Origin of the sequence: Bacillus sp. FSL K6-3459 (assembly GCF_038003305.1) — a bacterium.
Classification (GTDB): domain Bacteria; phylum Bacillota; class Bacilli; order Bacillales; family Bacillaceae; genus Bacillus; species Bacillus pumilus_O.
The window spans coordinates 2,346,668-2,370,737 of the sequence record NZ_JBBOOW010000001.1; the positions used below are offsets into that span (position 1 = coordinate 2,346,668).

Genomic DNA, 24,070 nt, shown 5'->3' on the forward strand with positions numbered 1-24,070 from the left:
TTTAATTACCTCCTAGATTTTTTTCTAATAATTGCACTTACATGCCCACCCTGTTTTCGAGAGCAAGTCTGACAATGAGGAAATAACTTTTGAGCTTGGCCTTTTTTTCTCAATTGTGATACAGGTTGATGATCAGCTATCCAATTTCCACTTTTTGTACCTGAGGCTCTCGCACCACACGTATGACAACCGTGTGTATTTCCAATTCTATTAAGGATTCTACGTTCTTTCTTTCTAAGCCTACTACTTGTACTCCTCGCTGGAATAGATCTCTTAGCAAAAGGGCCTGGCTTTAAGTATTTTTTACCTTTCGCAAAACTATAAACCCTTTTCGCACCTTTAAATATCTTCCCAGGTCCAAAGTTCGAAGCTGCTGCTAATGCTGCGCCTTTCCAACCCTTGCCCGATTTATAAGCTTTGTATCCATCATATACCGCAAATCCTGCATTGACAACAAACCATACCCAATGGCCGTCTGGGTCTACATTCATGACTGGGTTGTTGTTGCCATAGGTATATCCGTTTTGATCTAGTGCATCTCCATCGCTTCCTGGGTCTGGATCTAGTGATAGGAATACTCCGTTTCTCGGTTCATAGTAGCGGGCGATTAAATAGTAAAGTCCTGTTTCTTCGTCGAAGCGATAACCTGCATAGCGATATGGGTTGCCTTTTACTTCTTCATCTTCTTTTACCTTTGTTGGGACGCCCCATGTATCGTATTCGTACTCAGCAACGATTTTTCCTGCACTATTTGTGATGGCTATGACATCACCATGTGCATTGTAGTGATAGAAATATTTGTTTCCATTTTGCGTGAATGCAAGGAGTTGTCCACTCTCACCGTATGTGTATGCTTTTGTGACTTCGTTGTCTCCATCTGTTTCGTATAAAACATTCAGGCTGTCGCCGTCATAAAAGTAATTGGTGACTTTTCCATTCAATGTTTTTTGAATTCTGTATCCACGCTCATCATATTTGTAAGTGACAAATGGCTTGTCTTCCCCTTTTTTCGTGATGGCCGTTATGTTATCTTCTGCATCCCATTCATAAAGGAATTGCCTGTCAGACGTTCGGTTGCCATTTTTGTCATAAGTTAAAGTCTCATCATTTACCTTTGTCAGCTGGTTCATGATGTTGAATGATGCGTTGATTGTTTTTTTAGTACCATTTTTTTCAGTCGTAACTGTTTTTCTGTTTCCAAACCCATCATATGTGTACCCAATGACCGTGCCATCTGGATGAGTTTCTTTGATCAATTGATCTAATTTTCCATATTCATAACGAATCTTCCCGGTGCTTCCTTGATCAACCGTTATTCTGTTTCCATTTTGATCATATTCGTAAGCTTCGTTTAAGATCGTCGTGCCTTGGCTTGTTCCAATGTGCAAATCATTAATTAAATTGCGCTCATCATAAGCAAAGCTAGCACCACTGCCGTTACCTGTAATAAAGGACTGAACATTTCCATTTTCATCATAATCAAACGAATACGTAGAACTCGAATCCTTCATCTGCGTCATTTGATCAAGCTTATTGTAACTGAATTGGTTCGTTCCTTTTTGATTTCCGTGTGTCCACTCAAAGGATTTCAGTTTATCTGAATTGGCTGGATACGTCCAAGTTTGGCTGCTGCCACGCTCTGTTAACTTTGTGATGCGGTTTTGTTGGTCGAACGTTCTGTTTTTGGTTGTGTTTTGTTCTTTGTTAACAACCGTTGTTTCGTTTCCGTTTTTATCATAGCTAAAGTGATATTTTTCTGTCCCATTGTATGACTTGGATTTCACTCGGTCTGTTCCATCATACGTGAGAGACACTTCATGTCCATTTGCAGAAATGGTTTTGATTAAGTTGCTATTCGCATCATATTCACTTTTCAACACATTCCCTAATGGATCAATGGTTTTTGTCAATTTGCCCATTAGGTCGTATTCGAATTGATACGTCTGATCTGACTCTGCACGAATGGTTTTCGACTGTTCATTGCCCTCTTTATCGTAGGTTCTCACAATGGATGTCCCGTTAGATAAAGTGATTTTCTTCAGCTGATCAGCCTGGTCATATTCGAATGTTGTTTTTTCGCCTTTCGCATCTGTTTCAGAAAGTTTTTTGCCTGTTTCATCGTAGGCAGATTGAGATGAGTAACCAAGCTCATCCTCTTCTTTAACAGCATAGTTCCCTTTCTCGTCGTAAGTGGTGCTTGTTAAAAGACTTCCTTCTACTAGACGGATATCATCAAACCAAACCGTTCCAGTCGCGCTTTTTTGGAAAACGATCTGTACGTCGACTTTTTTCAATGGTTTTGTTTTTGGTATGACAACCGCCGCTCGGTTCCACTCCTGTGTACCGGTTGGGAATTTCGCATTAAACCTTCCTGTTGTGCCATCTGTATACGTAACGGACGCTTGAAGTGAGTAGTCATTTTCACTTGAGGCTTTGACATTTTCAGCCTTAGACATCCCAGTCAATGTGACATACACAGATTGATCATTTGCACTTTGTTCAATTGGTACAGATTGTTTATAGATGACATTCGCTTGAGTTGAAGAGGTTCTTGTCATTTTTAACGAAACGTCATCGTTAAAGCCTTCTTCATTATCTAATGAACCACCTGTTCCGCTCCAGCTTGTTGTTTTATCCGTAAAGGAATTATTTTTGACTGGATTATAACTTGATGAAACTTCGCCTTTTTCTAGCTGAATCTCATCGAACCAGGCTTTTCCTTTTCCAGCCTTATCACGATGATCCACTTCCATATAGATCACAGCTTTGCCTGCATGAGATGGCGTCGTAAACGTGACTTGGCGTTTTGTCCAATCGTTTTTGCCTGATAATGTACTGTAACCGTTACTGATCCATTGAATTCGTTTATTGTTTGTATCTCTTAAATCAATGTTAAAAAATGCTCTTGCTTTCGTTAGCTCTGTCTTTATTTTTCCACTCAGTGTATACGTCGTATTTGGCTCTAGCGTTACTTCTTGTGTAGCCGAAGAATAGCCAAGTTCTGTTCCTTCAGTTGTCGACTGTGAACTGACCTCTAATACTCGGCCCCCCGATAACGCACCACTTTTCCCAGCTATTTGCGCTAATTTCCCGTCATCCTTAGATGCTGTAAGCTTCCAGCCAGTTAGCGTATCTTCAAAACTGCCATTTTTCAAAATACTCGCGCCAGCAGCAAGTTCTTTACTCGTTTGTATCAAATTCCCGTAAGAATCATAAATACTTGCTGAAGACATATTTCCACTTTGATCTGTCTCAGATACAGCATCTAATCCATCGTAGGCGATATCTGTAATATCTCCTTCTGTATCTTTCACTTTAGTGACATCATTGTTTTTGTTATACTCGTAGGTTTCTGTGCCATAAGCATCTTTTGCTTGAATAACATTGCCGTTCTTATCATACGAATAGCTTTCTGAAGCTTTCCCTTTTTCTACATCATTCGGATCAGCTTCTTCAACGATTTGATTTCCTTCATATTTGGTTTTGGTCGTAATCTTCAAACCTTCCGCATCATCTACAACTTGAATTGGATTGGCTGCTTCGTTATACGTATACTGTATTTTCCGACCGTTTGGCTGCGTCAGCATGAGTGTCTTTTTAGACATATCATATGCGTACTCAAATGTTTCTTTTTTTGCATTGATTGCCTTGACTAAACGATGATTTTCATATTGATATTCTGTAAAAACAGGCTGATCTTTTGTACTGTTTTGAGAGAATTGTTTAATCAATCTGCCTTCTTTATCGTATTCATATGAGATACTTGTTCCATCTGAATCTATGACTTTCGTTAGTAAACCTGCATCATACTCATATGAAAGCTTTTTCCCTTTTGGTCCTTGAACCGAGATGATATGACCATCTTCATCATAATCCATTGTTATTTTTCGGCCAGATGCATCTTCTATTGAAGTGAGCTGATTGTTTTCGTTATATTTGTATGTCGTTGTATTTTTATGTCCATCTACAACCTTGGTGATTTTCCCGCCGTTTTTACTAAAGTGTGCAAAGGTTTGATCCTTCGTTTTTAACATGTATTCATCTTTTGATTCCGTTAATTCAAGGAAAATACCTGTTGGTGGTTGATACGTACCATCTGCTTTTTTTGTAAAAACATGAGTTGTGGCATCTTCATCAAGATAGATGACACCTTCTTTTGTTGGCGTGATACTCGTTTCTACATCTGCGTACCACCCTTGACCAAACAGGTGGTCAGCTGCATCTAAACTATTGTACGTTCGACCCATTCCAAGTCCTGGTCCTCTTCCATCAATCGACATTTCTTCTTCACTGACAATCACATTCCCAGTTGCACCATTAAGCTGGCCGTCTGGTATATCAATAATCGACCAGTAATCCTCTGTTCCAAGGAATTCGGCCCCTTCATGGAATGTCGGGTTAAAGGCTGGTGTCGGAATGGTTTCTCCATTTGCATCGTAGGCGGAAAGAGTAAAGGAGTAGTTCTTGCGTCCTTTATAATTTCCATTTGCATTTTCATATACTGGTGATGGGTCTAGCGCTAATTCTCCGCCCTTTCCATCTGTATGAAGCACATATTTCCCATCTTTAACTTCAGTAGGAGTCGGCCAAATATTCTTGTTTTGTGTTGTCCAATGATCGACATCACCTACATCAAATGATTGATATGCCTTACCATTATAGATGTTAATTTTATATCCTTTTGCATTTTTCACTTTGTCCCAATGTAAATTGAAATAACCTGTTTGGCTCTCTTTTGTATTGGTATAAGCATATCCAGATAAAGCTTTCGGTCTAGATAAATCAGGTAAAGTTGGTCCAGCTGGCGGTGAAGCAATAGCTTCTCCATCTTTATTATAGGCAATCACTCTGAAGGAATAATGTTTTTGAGCCGCATCTCCTCCAGCATTTTTGTAAGTCGAACCAGGATGAATTGGAAGCTCTGCCCCTTTTCCATCTTGGAGGTGCAATGCATATTTACCTGCTTTGATCTCAGCAACTGTCGGCCATACTTTTTTCCCTTTTGTTGACCATGCAGTTTGATTCCCAAGATCCAATGTCTCATAGCTTTTCCCATTAAACATTTGTATTTTATAACCGGTCGCACCAGAAACTGAATTCCAAGAAAGATCAAAGTAACCAGTTGCATTATTATTATTGAATCCTTTTGTACTAGGTGCTTTCGCTCTAGCCACATTCGGCACGACAGGTTTTACTTTTGCTGACATTGCGCCTTCACCTTGGTCAAAAATCGCACTTACAGCTATCCAATAATTTTTACTTGTCGCATAATTGCCACCTGAGTTTTTGTAAACTGGGGAAGGATCAACTGCTAATTCAGTTCCACCTTTTCCGTCTAAATGAAGTTTATATTTTTTAGCAGCAATCTCGCTTGCTGTTGGCCATATATTCTTTCCTTTTGTACTCCATGATGCCACATTTCCAACTGAAATGGCTTCATACTCTTTTCCGTTGTATAACCACACTTTGTAGCCTTTTGCACCAGCTACCTTTTTCCAACTTAAATTGAAGTAGCCTGTACCATTTCCATTACTAAAACCTTTTACAGTTGGTGCATTTGCTTGTGGAATGGTATACGTTACTTCAATGACTGGTTTATTGGTAGAGTTTGTTGATGAGATTATTTTTTTCCAATGGTCTTGCCCATTTCCATTTGCATGTAATTTAAAGCCATAGTTAGCTGTTCCACTATTCCAAGCTTTGATGGTTGATGTCACATCATAGCTCGCCCATTGTCCTTTATATACATTGGCTTTGCCGATGTTTTTAGAGCTTGGTTTATTGTTCCACGTTAGTTTTGTATGATCATAGTTGGCATTCACTGTATCCAGCCAAAGACCAGTAGCCTTCGTCCCGTAATATGAATGAGCAACATATGTTTTGAGCGTCGCTTTCGTTACATTCATATTTTGAATCGGTTTGAATGAGTTAAACTTCATGAACGCATAGTTTGTACCAGTTGTTTTATCGTAATAACCTGTTTTGAGTACATAACTTTTAAGTTTAGCGTCCCATTTTTGCGTAGAGGATGAATAATTTGTTGTTGGGTACTTACTCATGATAAATGTGTCTGCTGACACAGATAAAGAAGTCGAAGGATCGATAGACACAGGATAAACTCGTTCAGGATCTTTGAGCCATTTTTCATCTGCTGTCACATGAAGTAAATAGCCATCGTCTTCTTTTTCTAATTTAAAGCTCACATCTTCTGAGCGAGCCACTTCACCTGATTTTTCATCTAAATTAGAATCCGTCATAAACGGTTTTGGGACTTGAAAAATGGTCCGTTTTTTCTGATCGTAAAATGTAATAGAACCGTCTTCCTCAATTTCCCCAGTTAGATCTGTCTTTATTTTAAATGTAAATGAATTGTAGCCATCATATTGATTGAGTACAATATCTTCCTTGATATTTTCATTAAAGGTAAATGATCGTAAATCTATATTTGGAAATACCTCTTCATATGTAAGCTCGTTGGTGTTCTCTTTAAATTGTGCAGAGGTATCTTTGGAATTGATTTCTGATTTGTTTTTCCCTGAAGCTTTTAAAATTGAAAATTCAATTTGATGCTTCTTGTGTTCAAATGTCGCATATAATCCATGCTGCATTTGTTTTTGAAAAGTTGATTCTAACTTTGCATTTTCTGTTTCTATTTCTTTTTTCGAGGAAGTCTTTAATTCAGGAGAGATGTCCTCCCACTCAGCATTTGGAGCCTCTTTTATATGAATTGGATCAGGATACACCTCTTGTGTAAATACACCCTCTCCTTCATAAAAAAGCTTGCTGTTTTCTGTTCTTTCTGAAAGAACTTCTCCGTCTTTTCCAATTTCATCTTCGTAAATTCCTGCCATTTCCAGGGCTTTTGAATTATCAAATTCTTCTAAGTTGTTATGACTTGATTTTGTATTTTTGTCATGTTCTTCTGCAAAAATATCAGAAGGTAACATTGATAAAAGCATCACAAAGGCTAGTAGTGCCGCGATATTCCTTTTCCATTTTACTTTTCTTTTTAGGTTCATATTAATCTCCTTATCATATATTTGTAACATTTGTAACATTACGCCATATATAATAATACATTTGAAATGATACTTCAATATTTTTCTATAAATATACCATACTTTCAAACTAACCCACATATCATCAACTTATCAATACATCTCCTTTTTCACATATAAAAAAGCACCCTAAACGGATGCTTCTATCAAATGATATTTTTTCAAAATGCGATAGGTGATGTCTTTTGCTTCTATGCCTGTGCCTTTGATATTTGTGGCGAAGATGTAGGTTTTGTGTTCATGTTTGATAAAACCTACGTACCAGCCGATGTCTGATCCGGAGCCTGTTTTTCCGTATAGGGTGGCGTGTTTCTCTTCTTCTTGTACCATCATTCGTTTGACTGTTCTCATGTTCTTTAGGTCAAATGGAAGAGTCTCTTCATATAGCTGTTTGAGAAAACGAACTTGTTCGATGGGAGAAATTCGCAGGGTACTGCTTAACCAAAATTGATCGATTCCGCCAGATATGTCTTTGTTCCCATAATGAATGGCTTTCACCCAATGATTCATGCGTTCTTCTCCAATGTCACGTGCCATGGCTTGATAGTACCAGACGACTGAATCTCTCATGCCAGATCCTAATGTATGATCTCTATTCCAATTGTCAATCTCTCTTTTTACGCCATCCCAATATTTGATGTCGTATTCATCTCTCACTGCGCCTGTTTGGAGTCCGATTAAGGCATTTGCTACCTTAAATGTCGATTGAGGTGCAAAGCGCTCTTTCGCTCTTTTTTTGTTATACACCCATGGGGTCTTTTCTTTTACTTCTTGAATCACAAATGTGCCTTCCCGATTTTTAAAGAATTCATCTACTGACCACGCTGGTGATCTTGCTTCAGTTGATGAAGGTTGGCTACTACAAAGTGCCATCAGCATGATGCCAATAAACAGCCCTTTTATATACTTTTTCTTCAAAACAATCGCTCCTTTTCTCATGATTTACATGATTGTAGCATGCTGAAGCGATGGGACATAAGGTACGCATGTCCTCTTTTCAAATATCCGACTTTCAAATTGTTGACAAAGGGCTAAAATGATCTTGATTTTAGCCCTTTGTCTTCTTTTCAGCGTGGCCTGAAAACCTTTGCAGTCTAGGAAGGACGAGCACTGGCGCGGAGCGAATTTAACATTCGTGAGCACCAGCGCGCAGGACTGACAAAGAATGCGAGGGTTTGTCTACACGCTGAAGCCTGCTTATATCCGGCTTTTTGCTGTATATTAGCTCTCTTTTTTCTCTTGAATCGCCTGTTTCGCCATTTTTGATATCGTCATATCGTCCATTGGTGGGTTATGGAGCCCGGCACGAATATCTCGATAGTAGCGCTGCAGTGGACAGTCTAGGCTTAAGCTTTTCGCACCGACTAAACGCATAGCTTTATCGACAACTTGCAAACTATGATTAACGACGGTATGCTTCACAGCACCAAATTCATTGATTAACAGCTCTCTTTTTTCTGGCTGTTCATACAATGTGGTCGTTGAGTAGATGACGTGGCGTGCTTGCTTTAATAGTAAGTCGATTTCGCCAATCAGTGTTTGGACATTTGGCAGGTCACTAATTGTGCCGTTGATGCTGTTCGGTGAATGGGTGATGGCATATTGAACAGCATAATCCCTTGCTGCTTGTGCAATCCCTAAATAGCAGGACGGAATATGTGCAATCCAAGGATTTAGCGTACCACCGCGTGGCCCTTTTTGCACCTCAACAAGCATATCATCTGAAACCTTCACCTGATCTAAAATTAAATCATGACTTTCAGTTCCTCTCATGCCCACAACGTTCCACGTTTCTTCTATTGAAACACCTGCTGTCTCACGATGAATTAAGAAGAAGCCCATAGCCTCTTTTTCTTCAATCCATACACCGACTAAAAAGTATGTAAGCGCTGGTGACATCGTTGTGAAAATTTTACGTCCATTGATAATCCACTCATTACCTGATCTAGTAGCTGTTGTCCCAGGCTTCCCGCCTCTTGTTGGACTGCCTGTCTGCGCCTCACTTACGGCACGGTTGACGAGGGCGCCCTTCTTCACTTCTTCCGCAAAGAATTGCAGCTGCTGCTCATTCCACTGTTTCTTTTCGTAGATCTCGCCTACAACCCCTTGGTGCCAGCCGATTGATAAGGCAGTTGCTCCGTCCATACTGCCGAGTGTCTCTTGAAACAGAACCATATCCTTCACAGATTGACCGCCGCCTCCGTATTCAGCAGGAAGAGACAACGTTGTATAGCCCATCTCTATTAATGATTCAATATTTTTTTCAGGAAAATAAGCGCCTTCATCATGTTCTTTTGCCGTTTGTTCGATCGTTTCACGAAGAGATTCTAGTTGATGAAGCCATGTTTTTTGAAAATCGGTATCGACAAATAATGCTTTAGACAAAACGTATCCAACTCCTCTGTTTCTCACAATCTATCATATCTGATTTTTCCAATCGGAATAAATAAAACACACTTTACTTATAGGATTTAATGTGTTAAATTTTATCAATATTAAGTACATATGTCAAAGGAACGTGATGCTTTTATGATTTCAGCTACTAATCTACATAAATCTTATGGGCAGATCCATGTGTTAAAAGGCATTGATTTCACCGTACAAGAAGGTGAAGTGGTTGCCATTATTGGACCGAGCGGATCAGGAAAAACCACACTTCTTCGCAGCTTAAACAGCCTCGATATTCCAGACAAAGGAGAGCTGACAGTTGGTGAAGCCACGATTCAATTTGAACGATTTCATAAAAAAGATCTGCTGAAACTCAGGCAGCAATCTTCCATGGTGTTTCAGCATTATCACTTGTTTCAGAATAAACGAGCACTTGAAAATATTACAGAAGGATTGATCGTGTCTCAAAACATGTCTAAAAAAGAAGCTGAAAAGGTCGGGGAGCAATTTTTAACGCGGATTGGCCTGCTTCATAAAAAAGATGCGTTTCCGAGTGAATTATCTGGCGGTCAGCAGCAGCGAATTGGCATAGCCCGCGCACTTGCGATGAACCCTTCAGTTCTCTTGTTTGATGAACCTACGTCGGCTCTGGACCCAGAGATGGTAGGAGAAATTCTTGAAATGATCAAAGATATTGCGAGCCAAGGGATGACAATGGTCATTGTGACGCATGAAATTTCTTTTGCAAAGGACGTGGCGGATACGGTGATCTTTATGGCAGATGGTGAAATCGTTGAAAAAGGTTCGCCAGAAGACGTCCTATTGAAGCCACAGCATGAACGAACGAAACAATTTTTATCAAGAATTCATCGCGGCATGTGGCAAGAATCGGAGAAAGACAAATGAAGCAAAAGACAGCATTCATGATGTCCGGTGTCCTTCTGTTATTTCTTTCTCTGATGGGCTGTAGCAGTGTGAAAACCACGACAGAAGATGGTAGAAAAATTGTAAAAGTCGCACTGAGTGCAGAGGTCAATCCACCCTTTTTAGCCACAAATGACCGAAATGAACCGATTGGCTATAACATTGATTATTTAAATGAAGTGGAAAAGAGGCTCCCTCACATACATTTTGATTACATTTTTGGCGAGGAAGAATCGAATTTAATTGGTGTAGGCGCTGGGAAGTTTGACATGGCGGCTAATTGGTTTTTTAGTAACCCTGAACGTGAAAAGCGTTTCCTTTACCCTAAGGTCCCGTACGGTTATTCGATGACAGGTTTAATTGTGAATGAATCAGACAAGGAGATTCGATCGCTTGATGATATGACATCTAAAAAGCTGGCTCCTGTCAGCCCTAGCGGGGGCTTGCGTTCAATTTTAAATCAATATAATCAAGAACATGATCCGGATATTCCGCTGACGACTATTGAGAGCCCTTCAAATGAACTCAACTTAAAGCGTGTTGAAAGCGGACGGTCCGATGCAGCATTTATGAACATTTCAACCTTTGATACCATTCAAAAGCATTTGAACTTAAAGGTCAAAGTTGGCGGCATTGTGTCAAAGGAGCCTATCTATCTTGTCTTGCAGCCAAGCGAGAAGCAACTTGCAGAAGATTTGGACCGGATCACACAAGAGATGATTGATGATGGAACACTGCCGAAGCTGGCGAAAAAGTGGTTTGGGGTTGATTTCTTTCAAGATATTGATGACATCACAGAGCAAGACGATCAAAATGAAGAAAGGAAGGAAGCGTCATGACGTTTACAGCTGGAGATTGGCTAGGAATCTTTTTACAGGTGCTTGAACGCCTGCCACTCACTTTTCTCATTATGATCGTGTCATTGTTTTTTGCTATCATCATCGGCTTGCTATTTGCATGTATCCGTATTAAACAAATCCCAGTGTTAAAGCAACTGGCGATTGTTTATTTATCTTTTACACGGAGTACGCCTTTAATTGTTCAGCTTTTCTTGATTTATTTTGGCCTGCCTCAGCTTTTACTTGTAGCAGGGATTCAAATCAATCATTGGGATCGTATGTTATTTGTGATGATGACGTTTTCTTTACATACGGGCGCTTATTTATCTGAAGTCTTTCGCAGTGCATATTCATCTGTCGGGAAGGATCAGATGGAGGCCGCCTACATTGTTGGGATGACAGATACTCAGGCATTGATCAGGATCATTATCCCGCAGGCTTTTCTCATTGCACTGCCGAACCTCGGAAATTACACCATTGATCTCGTGAAAGACACAGCGATTGCCTTTACAATCGGACTCATTGATATGATGGGACAGGTGAAGATCATTTTAGGAAATAACTACGGAATCGGTATGTTTGAGGTGTATGTGATCATTGCGATTGTGTATTGGCTTATTTGCATGAGTATTGAACTGATCACCATGCTGCTTGAAAGGAAATTTGTCAAAGGCCGCACCAGCCTGTCACGTTAAGGAGGCGATTTGATGCAAACGATTGATATTCAATTTGCGATTGACCAAGTACCTCATATTTTAAAAGGCGTTCCTTTTACCTTATTGATTGCACTCGTTTCCATGGCTGTAAGCCTAATAATTGGATCTGTTTTTGCTTTCATTCGTCTCTTTCGCATTCCTGTACTCAGACAGCTTGTGACGCTCTATGTCTCCTTTTTTAGAGGAACGCCTCTGATTGTTCAGTTGTTCGCTTTCTTTTATGGACTTCCTTTTGTTCTAACCAAAGTGAGCGATACATTCGGGCTGACCTTTCATCCAGATATGGTCTCCCCATTAGCTGTTGCTCTTATGACATTCAGCCTCCATTCAGCTGCCCATTTAACAGAGGTTGTTCGGAGTGCACTTCTTGCGGTAGACAAAGGACAGCTTGAAGCAGCAAAAATTGTGGGGATGACGACACGCCAAGCGATGACGCGCATTATTTTGCCTCAAGCATTTGTTGTCGCCTTGCCGAACTTAGGCAATCAGCTCATTCAGCTATTAAAAGCTACCTCTCTTTCGTTTACGATTGGAGTACTTGAAATCATGGGGATTTCCCGAATCATTGCGAACGACGGCTATCAATTTTTAGAAACGTATCTCGTCTCTGCTTTGATCTATTGGCTGCTGAGCATTTTCTTTGAACTCGCTTTTGCCTTGTTAGAAAAACGTGTCAGCGTATATGGAAGATCTCTCGGACGTTAAAAAAGCCGATCAGGCTCAAATCCTGATCGACTTTTTTTATTCGCCTTTTTTCGGTGTGTTAAACAGTTCCTTTGGTGCGGGTTTTAGTTTTGGTGCAGAACCAAACACGACGGGTGCAGAAATATATCTAAACTCCCCTTTTCCATCCATGCTTCGGCCCTGTGCCCATCTGCCTTCCTTACTTGCTTCCCCTCTTGAGAAATTAAACAGATCATAGGACACTTGCTGTTTTTCTAGTGAGCGCGGGAAGGTGGTTGGAACGACAACATCTCCTTCTCGTTCTTCTAATTCTTTAATCGCCGCAATCCACATATTTTGATGATATGTATCACGAGCAATAAGGAAAGAGAGCATATCCTTAACGCCGCGATCATCGGTCATTTCGTAAAGCCTTGTGACCTGAAGTCTCCCTTGTGATTCTGCATTTAAATTGGCTCTAAAATCAGCCATTAAATTTCCGCTTGCAATGATATACTTAGCATTCCACGGATATCCTTGGCTATCCGCTGCCATAGCTCCTAAACCGGCAACAATTGCATGCTGAGGATTCATACCGCCCATAACAGCTGCAAGTGCTGGATCACTTTCGTATGCCTGTTCTTGTTCTTTAACTGGTGCTTTATCTAGTAAACGTGCGATCATCGTTGCCAGCATTTCGACATGACCAATTTCCTCTGTTCCCACGTCAAATAATAAATCCTTATATTTTTGATCCGCTCGGCAATTAAAGCCTTGAAATAAATATTGCATCATGACGCTAATTTCTCCATACTGTCCGCCTAATACTTCTTGTAGCTTCTTCGCATAAAGTGGATCAGGCTTTGAGGGTTTTGCTTCATATTGCAATTCTTTGATGTGATAAAACATGATGTCATCTCCTTTATGAAAACATCTTTCATTTATCACTATTCAACCGCATGCCTCTTTATGAGAAGAAGCAATTATGTGCATAAAAAAAGGGAATGGCCTCTGCCATTCCCTTTGTCATCCTACTTATTCAGCACTAACTAAAATTTTCACTTGATCTTTTTCATTGATTAATGCATGGAAACCATCTTCGATTACATCGTCCAACTTGATTTTCTTTGTGACGAGCGTATCTGCAGAGAAATAGCCTTTTCTCATTAAGTTTAATACAGATGGGAATACGTCTCTGTAGCCGATGATTCCTTTGACTGTACGTTCTTTAATGACAATGTCATTCGGCATAATTTCTGCGCCTTTTTCCCAAATACTCACAATGATTGTTTCACCTGAAATTCTAGTTGATTGGATTGCTTGTTTCAATACAACAGGTACACCTGTCACTTCAAAAGAAACATCGACGCCACCGTTTGTACGACGTGCAATTTCTTGAACAACATCTTCATATTGAGAAGGATCAACAATGATCGCTCCAAGCTCTTTCGCTTTTTCTTGGCGTTCTTTAGATAATTCTACTGCGTAAATATCAGTAGCACCAGCTGCTTTTAATGCTTCAATAACAAGTAAGCCAATTGGTCCACAGCCAAACACAGCCGCTGTATCGCCAGCTTGTACTTTACTAGAACGAACCGCATATAAAGCAACTGCTGAAGGCTCTACAAGTGCCCCTTGCTCATATGAAATTTCGTCTGGTAATAAATGAAGTAATTCTTCATCAACAGATACATATTCAGAGAATCCACCGCCGCCTCCGGCAAGTCCTAAAAAGCCCATGTTTTCATCTAAGTTGTAAGCACCTTGATGTCCGTGAGTCGCAAAAATAGGCTCAACAACCACTCGGTCGCCTACTTTGTAATTGCTGACGTCTTCGCCTACTTCAACAACCTCACCAGAAAATTCATGTCCCAGTGTAATAGGGGCTTTTTCTTTTGTCAGTGGATGAGGTTCATTCACTGGAATGAAGATAGGTCCTCCTAGATATTCATGTAAATCACTACCACAAATGCCGCACCATTTTACTTTAAGTTTCACTTTTCCTGGAGCAACTTTTGGTTCATCAATTTCCTCTAGTCGAATGTCCTTTTGATCGTGCCAGCGTAGTGCTTTCATGTGTAAGACTCCTTTTCTCATCAATTTCATTTAACTTACTTAAATAATTATAACATAATTTTTTTAATTTTCTAAGTAGGATGCACTATCTTTTTGCCAGTCAATGGACGAAAGATGACAAAACATAGCAATAAACAGATAAGAAGCATACATAGACTACCGATGACAACGGAGGTTCTGATTGATAAAACATGTGCAAGTCCACCAGAGAACCCTGTCATCATGATCGTCAGAATGGCTTCCACCAAAGCGTAAAAACTCGCTACCCGCCCCATCACCTCTACCGGGATATTTTCGTTTGATAGAAAGTCATAAAACCCGTGTTCGCAAAAGCTAAAAAGAATGCTAATATAAAAAATCCAACAGCGGCTGCAAACAATGTGCTGGAAAAAGCATAAATGAGATAGCCACATGCCACAAACAAACTACCAACCCCGAGCATGATCGAAACAGGCAGACTTTCCACAATCACCGAATTAAGACCTGCGCCTGCGATAATACCTGCCCCAGCTATACTAACAAGAAGACCATATTGTGTATCAGTGAGCAGCAACACTTCTTTTGCAAAGGCTGTTTCAAGAGAATCAATCGCAGTAGGAAGTACCGTGATAGCGGCACTAAATAACAAATACACCACCATAATCTGGCGTGATGTCAAACTAAACCGAAGAACAAGCTTCGCATCCTCTTTTAACATTGAAAGGGTAAAACCCTTTTGGTTAGCATCTTGTTTGAGCAAATTCGGTAAACACGTCGTGAACAGAGCAGATACCAATAGGCAAATTGCATTGGTATAAATTGAAAAAACAGGAGTTCCGATTAAAAAAAGCAGACCTGCTACAGCGGGACCAAGTAAAAACCCACCCGATTGTAATAATGAACGAAGGGCATTAAATCTTTTTCGATTATCCGCTGGGATCAATCCCGTCATATAGACCATCGAAGCCGGATGAAACATCGCTTGTGCCATTTGAATAAGAAATACGATTACATACAAGGTAAGAAGATACCCTGAAAATAATGCAAAGGGTATACATCCGATCAAGATTGCCCGGCTGATATCTAAGCTGATCATCACTTTCCGTTGATTCAGCCTGTCAATCAAACTGCCAGACCAGCTGTTTGTCAAAAGTGAAGCAACTGGTCTCATCATATAGACAGCCGTTACAGCAAGCACAGAGCCCGTTTCTTGAAAAATGAGTAGATGGAGCGCAATCATATAAATCCATTCTCCTATGTTCGCAATTCCGATGGCTCCAAGTAGCAAACTCATATCCCGCCAATGTTTTTTCATCGCTTTCCCCCCTATTTGTCATAAAAAAATCCCGCCCCCAAGACATTTCTGTCTTGAGGACGGGATTTACTCCGCGTTGCCACCTCAGTTTATTCATCTGTTGCCAAATGAACCTTAGCAGGTCATCATGAACCCATCTCTGTAACGGGAGAATGTCGCCGCACCACCATCCGAAGGAATCCGGTGCAGAGCTAAGAGGCTTGGTTCCATCATGCTGCCCGGCTCCTTCTCAGCTTCACGGAGTTCTCTGTGCGGGACGGTTCATGATGTACTCTTCTCTATTAGCGCTATGTCTTTATTTCATCACGATCTTCAGCTGAATTGTTACATATTGTACTGCGCCTTGATCAAAGCGTCAACGTTTTTTTAAAGCTAATCAGCATAGATCATTTTTCTGGTCATGCCACCATCAACGACTAAATCTGTGCCAGTCACAAATTGATTGTCCTCATCGGTTAAATAAAAGCAAGCCTTCACAATATCCTTTGGCGTGCCAACTCGATTGGAAAGATGCTGCTGATGGTCGATCTCTCGAAGATTCTTCTCATCCTTCGTTTCAATCCATCCAGGTGAAATGCTATTTACTGTGATATGATCCGGACTAAAAGAAGTCGCTAAGGCATGAGTCAGCGCAGATATTCCGCCTTTTGATGCAGCATATGCTTCTGTATTCGGCTCTGACATGGTCGCGCGGGTAGATGAAATGTTCACAATAGAACCGCCTTTTGGATTTTCTTTTATATAACGTGCTGCTTCTCTTGCACATAAAAAAGTTCCTCTTAGGTTCGTTTGTAACACACGATCCCACTCATCGACCGTTAATTCATAAGGCGATACGGTACACATGACACCAGCATTATTAATGAGAATATCAATTGTTTTACAGCGCTCTGCCGCAAACGACATTAAGTGTTGAATATCCGTTTCTTGCGTCACATCTGTTTTCTTAAAATAAGCTTCTAACGATTCTTTTTTTAGCTCTTCCTCCAAGCGCTTCCCCTTCTCTTCATCTATATCTGCAAGCACCACTCGCGCTCCTTCTTTTGCATAGCCCCAAGCGATCATTTCACCAATTCCATTGGATGCGCCTGTGATGACGACTGTTTTATTGTGAAAGTTCATCGTTTATCCAACCCTTTCTCCATCAGATGTTGTCATCATACCACTCTTATTTTGTGGATTTAACAGAGGATTATATCTTTTTAAATGGTTAATATGAAATATTGATTTGAACCGTTTCAATTTCTTTCATCATCATGCCTTGAGAAAATACTGACGAGTGATCCAATCATTCATACAGATATTTTACGGATGGGACTAGAGAGCACTCTTTGCCATGTATAATTTTTATATTTCAGATGAATAGAGGACGCCGAGCTTGAGAGATCGCAAACACATAAACATAATGGTAAAAGCAAGTGAATTAAAATTTGACTATTGTCTTGTTTGAGCGCTTTTTCTGCAAGTAGAGGTTGAAACAAGAGGAATTTAGCTAATAAAACAAATATAGTTCGTTTTGTTGTTATTAGAGGCTAATTGCATATGTAAAATTATTAAGATTTAGGAAGTAAGATTGTGTTTCTGTCCCACTTCCATTTCATTATTCTTTTAACGTCTTTACTTTCAAAGAATATACGAAAGTAACTGACTAGAAACATTTTTGTATCTCTTCCTCTAATCTTCAGTTAAACGACCATTATGCCAGAGCTGTTGATAATACGGATGTGTTTTTTGTAATGCTTCATGTGTGCCTCGACCTGACAAGCGTCCTTCTTCAAAGACAAGGATTTGGTCTGCACTTGTAATCGTGGATAATCGATGGGCGATGATGATTGTCATCCGGTTTTTCGTTAACGCTTGAAGAGCAAGCTGCACTTCACGCTCTGATTCGTTATCTAAGTTCGATGTCGCCTCATCGAGTAATAAGATTCTCGGATTTCGTAAAATCGCACGAGCAATCGCAATACGCTGTTTTTGACCACCCGAAAGCTTAATACCTCCTTCACCAACCTCTGTATCGAGGCGTTTGTCCTGCTGCATGACAAAATCATAGGCATAGGCTGCTTTTAATGCGGCAAGTACCTCTTGTTCACTTGCTCCATTCGTCCCGTACATGACGTTGTCACGAATCGTTCCATTTAATAACGGTGCATTTTGACTTACATAGCCAAACAGCTCACGCCACTCTATTAAGTTAAATTGCTCAATGTTTTCTTTGCCATACAGTATCGCACCTGATGTCACGTCATAGAATCGTTCAATAAGGGAAAACATCGTCGTTTTCCCGCCACCACTCCGGCTGACAAAGGCCGTTGTTTCATTTGGCTTTAACGTAAACGTCATATCTTTTAACACGTATTTTTCGTTGTACTTAAACGACACATGTTCAAAATGAATCGGCTGTGACGTAGCAGTTACCGGTTCACCGTCTTGTACTTCACGCTTCTCATCTAAGGCCTCGACAATACGCTCTGTTGCGCCCAGTGTTTTTTGTAAATCAGTAAAGAATGTCGCCATTTGTGTAAATGGCATAATAATTTGTACTAAATAAATCATGATTGCCACAAGCTCGCCAGAACTAATGGCACCTGAAGCAACCTGTGAACCGCCGTACCCAAAAATCGCAATGATCACAACCATCATGAGCAACGTCATAAGTGGTGAAAGAATCGCAACAATTTTTGCTTCTTTTAATCCGTACTTGTACAGCTGCTGAATTTGCTTTTTTCCGCCTGCTAGCTCTTGCTGCTCTGTTTGCGAAGCTTTCACAAGGCGAATGTTTGTTAAAATCCTCCCTAATCGTCCGCCAAATCCTGCCAACTCATCTTGATTGGCTTTCGAAATCGCGTACATTTTTTCTCCTAACGGATACGTCACAAAAATGGTTAGTGGTACGGCGATCAGTAGCAGTAGCGTCATTTTCCAGTCAATCCATAGTAAAACAACGATTGCACCGAGTATCGCGAAAAGCCCCGATATAAACGACACGAGCTTTTCTGTTACAAACTCCTTTACGACGTTTGTATCCTGCGTAATTCGACTCATCGTTTCGCCAGATTCATGTGCATCGTAATATGTTAATCGTAAATGCAGCATATGCTCCCATATTTCTGTTCGTAAATTCGCGACAACTCCTTCACCTAAACGACGCATCATATAAAATGTAACGGCACTAAGCATCGCCTGTACAATTAAAACGCCAATGACTGGTAAGAGTGACGTTAATGCAAAACCAGTATCTGAAATTTGATTAATAAGCTTCATTGTGAGTAGTGGCACAGCAAGTCCAGCTGCCACCTCTACGATACTGATAAAAAATAAAAGAACTAGTTGACCATTCGCCATTTGACTGCGATTCATCAAAATCCAAAGCTGTGAGATTTTCCCTTTCATTATGATTCACTGCTCACTTTCGCCATGACCTTTTCAAAACGGAAAAACTCGTACTCTTCATCCGATTTCGGCTCTTCGCCTTCAACATTCGGTCCTGGGTTGCCTTGGTGATAAAACTCGACAATTTTAAAGCCACATTTATTAACGTAAAAATGAATATTACGCTTTTCAAAATATGGTGTGTGCAGCACCCAAACCTTCGTCTCTGGGAACGCTGCTTCTATCGCTTCCCACATTTTAGTGCCAAGACCTTTGCCATGTGCATTTGCCCTTGTATACAGGAAGTCCACTTCGTTTCGCTGGGTTTCGTTATTCATTTTCAATACGACCCCACCAATTCTTTCGGCGTTTAGTACAAGTTGACGTACGACCGATTCTTTGGCAGTAAGTGAATGATCGAAATCTTCCTCAGACGGGATTGGTCCCATTTGTGTCGGATCTTCCGCATCTGTAAAACGATCTTGTAACCCTTTCATAAATGCCTCTTGTAATTCTGTCTTAAATGTTGCTAGCTCGTCCTGCGGTACAGGTGCTAATGTAATTTGTTCATTTAGTTTTGTCATTTCTAAAAAATCCTTTCTTTTAAACTGATTAAAATATTCGACCGACTGTTAAAAATAGCTGACTATTATGGCCTAGGCTCCGTATTCTCGAATCCAACCTTCCACCTTATTCTCCATTTCAGTGAGAAATCCAACCATTTACCTAGCCAAGTTCGTAGTGGTCGATCGATTCTTTTTCCTATGTCATAACGAACAAGCTTGCCTTTAAGTGACACTTTAAAAACAGCTGTGCACCCGTAGTTTTCAATTAATTAATCAATATACCCCCTGACTCAACCTTAGTACGTTCAACACATAACGATTACTTGTCTCATTTATGTCGTGTTAAGTTCACAAGAAATAGTGTAAGGTATGGAGTAACTCTATAGTAAAGAAAGAAATGAAAAATATATTTGAAAAACATCTACCATAGGGAAATTTGCCAAATTTCTTGAAATCAATAAAGATACATTGCTTACCTGTTGAAAACGATTAGCGCTACTACATATTTGATCAGTTCAATCTGATAAAGCAATTATCATCTGAACCTGTTGTGTATAGCGACGAGAAAATGGATTGGTCGATATCAATGAAAGAACTTTATGCGATGATTTATCATCAAGGACCTTATGAAGATGCATCTCTTTCGTTGACATGCATTGTATATTCTATGTGATTCCACAGTAAAGAGCCGACCCATTTATGGAGCGGCTCCTTTCATGTTAAAAATTTATCGAGAAATCATCCCATGCGGGTCAATGACAAATTTCTTCGCTACACCTGAATCAAAGTCACTGTATCCTTGAGGGGCTTGATCAAGATTAATGACGGTTGCATTCACTGCTTTGGCGATTTGTGCTCGTCCGCTTAAAATAGATTTCATTAGACTGCGGTGATATTGCATGACAGGGGTTTGACCTGTCACAAAGGTATGGGCTTTTGCCCAGCCGAGTCCAATTCGCACTTTCAGTGATCCAACTTTTGCATCAGCATCCACTGCACCAGGATCTTCTGTGACGTAAAGTCCCGGGATTCCGAGTTTACCGCCAACTTTGGTAATATCCATAATTGTATTTAAAACGGTTGCAGGTGCTTCTCCTTGATCTCCATGACCTGAAGCTTCAAAGCCAACACAATCGACGGCACAGTCTACTTCTGGCTCTCCTAAGATGTTGGTGATTTGTTCGCCGATTCGATCATGTTTTCGTAAATTGATCGTCTCACAGCCAAAGCTTCTGGCCTGCTCCAGCCTTTGTTCATTCAAATCTCCTACAATGACTGTAGAAGCGCCAAGGAGCTGAGCGGAATGCGCTGCGGCAAGGCCTACTGGCCCTGCACCGGCAATATATACGGTTGAACCAGGTTTTACTCCAGCCGTATACGCACCGTGAAAACCTGTCGGGAAAATATCAGAAAGCATCGTCAGATCAAGTATTTTTTCCATCGCTTGATCTTTGTCTGGGAATTTCAGCAACTGGAAATCTGCATATGGCACCATGACGTACTCGGATTGGCCGCCAACCCATCCACCCATATCGACATATCCATAGGCAGAGCCTGGACGGTCCGGGTTTACATTTAAGCACACATGGGTTTTTTGTTCCTTACACATGACGCATCGTCCGCAAGCAATATTAAATGGAACAGACACAAGGTCTCCTTTTTGAATAAACTCCACATCTCGTCCTACCTCAACGACTTCACCTGTAATTTCATGACCAAGGACGAGTCCTGCCGGCGCAGTCGTACGACCTCTCACCATGTGCTGGTCACTTCCGCAAATATTCGTCGTCACTACTTTTAAAATGACGCCATGCTCACATTTGCGCCCCACATTGGCTTTCGGTACACCCGGACCATCTCTTAAAATCAAATCAGGGTATCCAATATCCTCAACTGCTACATTTCCTGCTCCTTTATAAACGACACCTTTGTTTCCCGACATGTTTTCATTCCTCCCTTTTTGTTTAAAAATGAAGTCTCTACAATTTTCTCTACTTCTGAAGCAATTCCCTGCTTCAAATGACACAATTGATAAAAAAAGCGAAAAATGTCTATGACGGAGAGAAAAATGTATCTTCTAGTCAAATAAAAAAGAAAATATTGAAAAAAAAGCTAAACTTTTGAAGAACGGTGTCGATATAAGAAATAAGCCAGACAGGTATCCTTAATCGACAAACAAATTCCTTATATATACTATCATTCCTTACACACCTGGCTGGCGCCTATATGACATGCAAAAGTCTCTTCTGATGAAGAGACTTTTTTTAATTCGTTCAAACATGATTCAATGACACGCAAAGAAGCTCCTCTCACGAAGAGCCTCTTTTGAATGCTTGTTCATTACCTGGGAAATATTTTCATCATTTTAACGCTTTGATACAGATGTATGTATCATAGTGATAAACCGAAACTTCTCTAAAGTGATACGCTGAAAATAGGCGGCTAATCTCTTGTTCACTATACGATGAAAAAGATTGTGACCGCTTTTGTTCCTTCATCAGTTCCTGCTGTTGGAAAGATAAGTATACCTCTCCATCCACTTGAAGAACGCGGTACACTTCCTTCATGACTTGCTCAATATCCTTCAAGTAATAAATGGTCTGCACCGTAAATAATTTATTGAATGATCTGTCTTCAAAAGGTAAATGCTCGGCTTTACCAAGAGTCACGACGGCTTTATCCTGTTCCACAAGCTTTTTATGTTTTCTTTTTGCATATTTGATCATATGACGAGAGGCATCGACTCCATATACTTTACCACGATCAAGTTTCTCTGCTACTTTTGATAACGTCATGCCTCTTCCAGTACCGATTTCTAAAATCCGATCATTTTCTTGTATATTTAAGAGTTGAATCGTCCATTCATTGATATTATGATGATTTTTTTCCATATAGCGGGCAACCCATTTTGAGAACAAGCCTTTTGGTTCCCTCATTTGTTTTCCAATCCAGCTTTGAATCAATGTTAACACCTGCTTTGCACCAGTAAATAAAACTATTTACGAATTTTCTTACTATTCATATCGGCTCTACCTAACAAACTTTAAGACCTAGTCCTAATTATTTGTTATTGATTAGACGGCATCTTTTCAGAAAATGTTTCGCAGAACTTTAAAAAATTTTAATCTGAATAGGCGTTTTCATTAATTGTGCTCAGATTGATTTCGTTTTCTGCATGAGCTGCATATTTTATGAATGTATCTTGATTAGATAAAGGTGGTGCTAGATTATGGGCTTTGGTGGAGGTTATGCTGGAGGCTGCGGTGGTTACGGTGGCGGTTTTGCGGGCGGATTCGCATTGCTTGTTGTACTGTTCATTTTGTTGATCATCATCGGTGCAAGCTGGATTTGCTAATGTAAAAGGAGCAGGAAACGATAACGTTTCCTGCTCCTTTTCTTTAATACCAATAAGGTCGGTACTGATACATATATTGTCTGAGCATTTCCTCTTGCTCTCGTTGCATTCGGTACGGATTACCGTATCCATGCTTTAAGGAATGCGGAATGGATGTATATCCGTGCCCCACTGACGGAAACCTCATATATGGTGACATCGACATTCGTTGATCACCTCACAATCTCCTTTTATGGATATCATATGTGCAGATGATCAATGTGGAGCGTGTCTAAACCTGGTCCTTCTCCATCGTATAACAATCAAGCATTGCAAGCATCATAAACATGTCAATCTCCTCCTTTTTCAATTTTTCTTTTCGTGTTTTAGTTCATATACTTTAGTTGTTTCTGCTTCATTTCTTCATAAAATGTTTCGACTTGTTGTTCATAAAGAACCGTTTCAATGTCTTTGTATTTTCGTCGGATCGTTAATGTGATAAAAAATAAATGGATTGTCATATACGCTCACCTCCCTTCAGTTCGCAGCACGCGAAATAGCCCGCAGATCTTCTTTGTCAGTTGACCTGTGGGCACACAAAAATGCAGATCAAAAGACAGTGTCTTCCAACCTGCAATGGATGATACGTAAAATCCTCGTTTACTTTAACAGTTTTGAAGCGTGTGCACCGTATAAGGTAAAGGAAGGACACGAGCTCTTCCACAGGCTGATGACATGATGAAATTGTGGTTGAATTGTTCACAAGTAGATACGAATAACATATTCTTCAGCCTCCTTTACGTTTTTAATTACTTTGTTAGTATATCCAGCAAGCACCAT

16 protein-coding genes and 2 pseudogenes are annotated in these 24,070 nt (G+C 40.2%); 5 read left to right on the plus strand and 13 right to left on the minus strand.

The window, feature by feature from the left end; all coding sequences use genetic code 11:
• Positions 1–5 precede the first annotated feature (5 nt).
• The 3 genes from MHI35_RS11960 to MHI35_RS11970 all read right to left on the minus strand — a co-directional run bounded on the left by MHI35_RS11960 (position 6) and on the right by MHI35_RS11970 (position 9,443).
• Complete coding sequence (locus MHI35_RS11960; protein ID WP_417894675.1) at positions 6–6,851, minus strand: DNRLRE domain-containing protein; 6,846 nt, start codon at positions 6,849–6,851, stop codon at positions 6–8.
• A 336-nt stretch (positions 6,852–7,187) separates the two neighbouring features.
• Complete coding sequence (gene blaBPU, locus MHI35_RS11965; protein ID WP_335349024.1) at positions 7,188–7,976, minus strand: BPU family class D beta-lactamase; 789 nt, start codon at positions 7,974–7,976, stop codon at positions 7,188–7,190.
• Between the two features lie 303 nt (positions 7,977–8,279).
• On the minus strand, positions 8,280–9,443 hold the full coding sequence (locus MHI35_RS11970; RefSeq protein WP_335349023.1) for an acyl-CoA dehydrogenase family protein: 1,164 nt from the start codon (positions 9,441–9,443) through the stop codon (positions 8,280–8,282).
• Between the two features lie 144 nt (positions 9,444–9,587).
• Between MHI35_RS11970 and MHI35_RS11975 the strand changes: the two genes are divergently transcribed.
• The 4 genes from MHI35_RS11975 to MHI35_RS11990 are packed head-to-tail and all read left to right on the plus strand — an operon-like array spanning position 9,588 to position 12,630.
• Positions 9,588–10,352: an amino acid ABC transporter ATP-binding protein gene (locus tag MHI35_RS11975; protein WP_211062986.1), complete on the plus strand. Its 765-nt coding sequence runs from the start codon at positions 9,588–9,590 to the stop codon at positions 10,350–10,352.
• A complete protein-coding gene (locus MHI35_RS11980) occupies positions 10,349–11,209 on the plus strand; it encodes an amino acid ABC transporter substrate-binding protein (RefSeq protein WP_335349022.1) in 861 nt (286 codons plus the stop codon). The genes MHI35_RS11975 and MHI35_RS11980 overlap by 4 nt, the downstream gene beginning before the upstream one ends.
• Positions 11,206–11,904: an amino acid ABC transporter permease gene (locus MHI35_RS11985; RefSeq protein ID WP_335349021.1), complete on the plus strand. Its 699-nt coding sequence runs from the start codon at positions 11,206–11,208 to the stop codon at positions 11,902–11,904. Before MHI35_RS11980 ends, MHI35_RS11985 begins: the two co-directional genes overlap by 4 nt.
• 12 nt (positions 11,905–11,916) lie before the next feature.
• On the plus strand, positions 11,917–12,630 hold the full coding sequence (locus tag MHI35_RS11990) for an amino acid ABC transporter permease (RefSeq protein WP_335349020.1): 714 nt from the start codon (positions 11,917–11,919) through the stop codon (positions 12,628–12,630).
• 36 nt (positions 12,631–12,666) lie between these two features.
• Here MHI35_RS11990 and MHI35_RS11995 read toward each other — a convergent pair whose 3' ends face one another.
• The 8 genes and pseudogenes from MHI35_RS11995 to MHI35_RS12030 form a co-directional block, all read right to left on the minus strand.
• A complete protein-coding gene (locus MHI35_RS11995; RefSeq protein ID WP_211062984.1) occupies positions 12,667–13,497 on the minus strand; it encodes a manganese catalase family protein in 831 nt (276 codons plus the stop codon).
• Positions 13,498–13,623: 126 nt separating this feature from the next.
• A complete protein-coding gene (locus tag MHI35_RS12000) occupies positions 13,624–14,664 on the minus strand; it encodes a 2,3-butanediol dehydrogenase (protein WP_211062983.1) in 1,041 nt (346 codons plus the stop codon).
• A gap of 71 nt (positions 14,665–14,735) precedes the next feature.
• Positions 14,736–15,958, minus strand: a pseudogene (locus MHI35_RS12005) (MFS transporter).
• Between the two features lie 372 nt (positions 15,959–16,330).
• Positions 16,331–17,080 (minus strand): SDR family oxidoreductase, encoded by a 750-nt coding sequence (locus MHI35_RS12010; protein ID WP_335349019.1) that lies wholly within the window; start codon positions 17,078–17,080, stop codon positions 16,331–16,333.
• Positions 17,081–17,632: 552 nt separating this feature from the next.
• The gene (locus tag MHI35_RS12015; RefSeq protein WP_335349018.1) at positions 17,633–19,351 is read right to left on the minus strand and encodes an ABC transporter ATP-binding protein; all 1,719 of its coding nucleotides are present in this window, start codon (positions 19,349–19,351) and stop codon (positions 17,633–17,635) included.
• Positions 19,351–19,914: a GNAT family N-acetyltransferase gene (locus tag MHI35_RS12020; RefSeq protein WP_335349017.1), complete on the minus strand. Its 564-nt coding sequence runs from the start codon at positions 19,912–19,914 to the stop codon at positions 19,351–19,353. Before MHI35_RS12020 ends, MHI35_RS12015 begins: the two co-directional genes overlap by 1 nt.
• A gap of 709 nt (positions 19,915–20,623) precedes the next feature.
• Complete coding sequence (gene fdhA, locus MHI35_RS12025; protein ID WP_012010696.1) at positions 20,624–21,838, minus strand: formaldehyde dehydrogenase, glutathione-independent; 1,215 nt, start codon at positions 21,836–21,838, stop codon at positions 20,624–20,626.
• Between the two features lie 418 nt (positions 21,839–22,256).
• Positions 22,257–22,859 carry a class I SAM-dependent methyltransferase gene (locus MHI35_RS12030; RefSeq protein WP_012010697.1) on the minus strand — a complete coding sequence of 201 codons (603 nt, stop codon included), beginning with the start codon at positions 22,857–22,859 and terminating at the stop codon, positions 22,257–22,259.
• A gap of 308 nt (positions 22,860–23,167) precedes the next feature.
• Between MHI35_RS12030 and MHI35_RS12035 the strand changes: the two are divergent.
• A pseudogene (locus tag MHI35_RS12035) lies at positions 23,168–23,251 on the plus strand (YjcZ family sporulation protein); the annotation flags it as partial.
• A 43-nt stretch (positions 23,252–23,294) separates the two neighbouring features.
• Here the strand turns inward: MHI35_RS12035 and MHI35_RS12040 are convergent.
• Together MHI35_RS12040 and MHI35_RS12045 are read right to left on the minus strand one after the other, a co-directional pair.
• Positions 23,295–23,456, minus strand: a complete 162-nt coding sequence (locus MHI35_RS12040; protein ID WP_158511374.1) for a hypothetical protein — start codon at positions 23,454–23,456, stop codon at positions 23,295–23,297.
• Positions 23,457–23,616: 160 nt separating this feature from the next.
• Positions 23,617–23,751, minus strand: a complete 135-nt coding sequence (locus MHI35_RS12045) for a YrzI family small protein (RefSeq protein WP_012010698.1) — start codon at positions 23,749–23,751, stop codon at positions 23,617–23,619.
• Positions 23,752–24,070 lie beyond the last annotated feature (319 nt).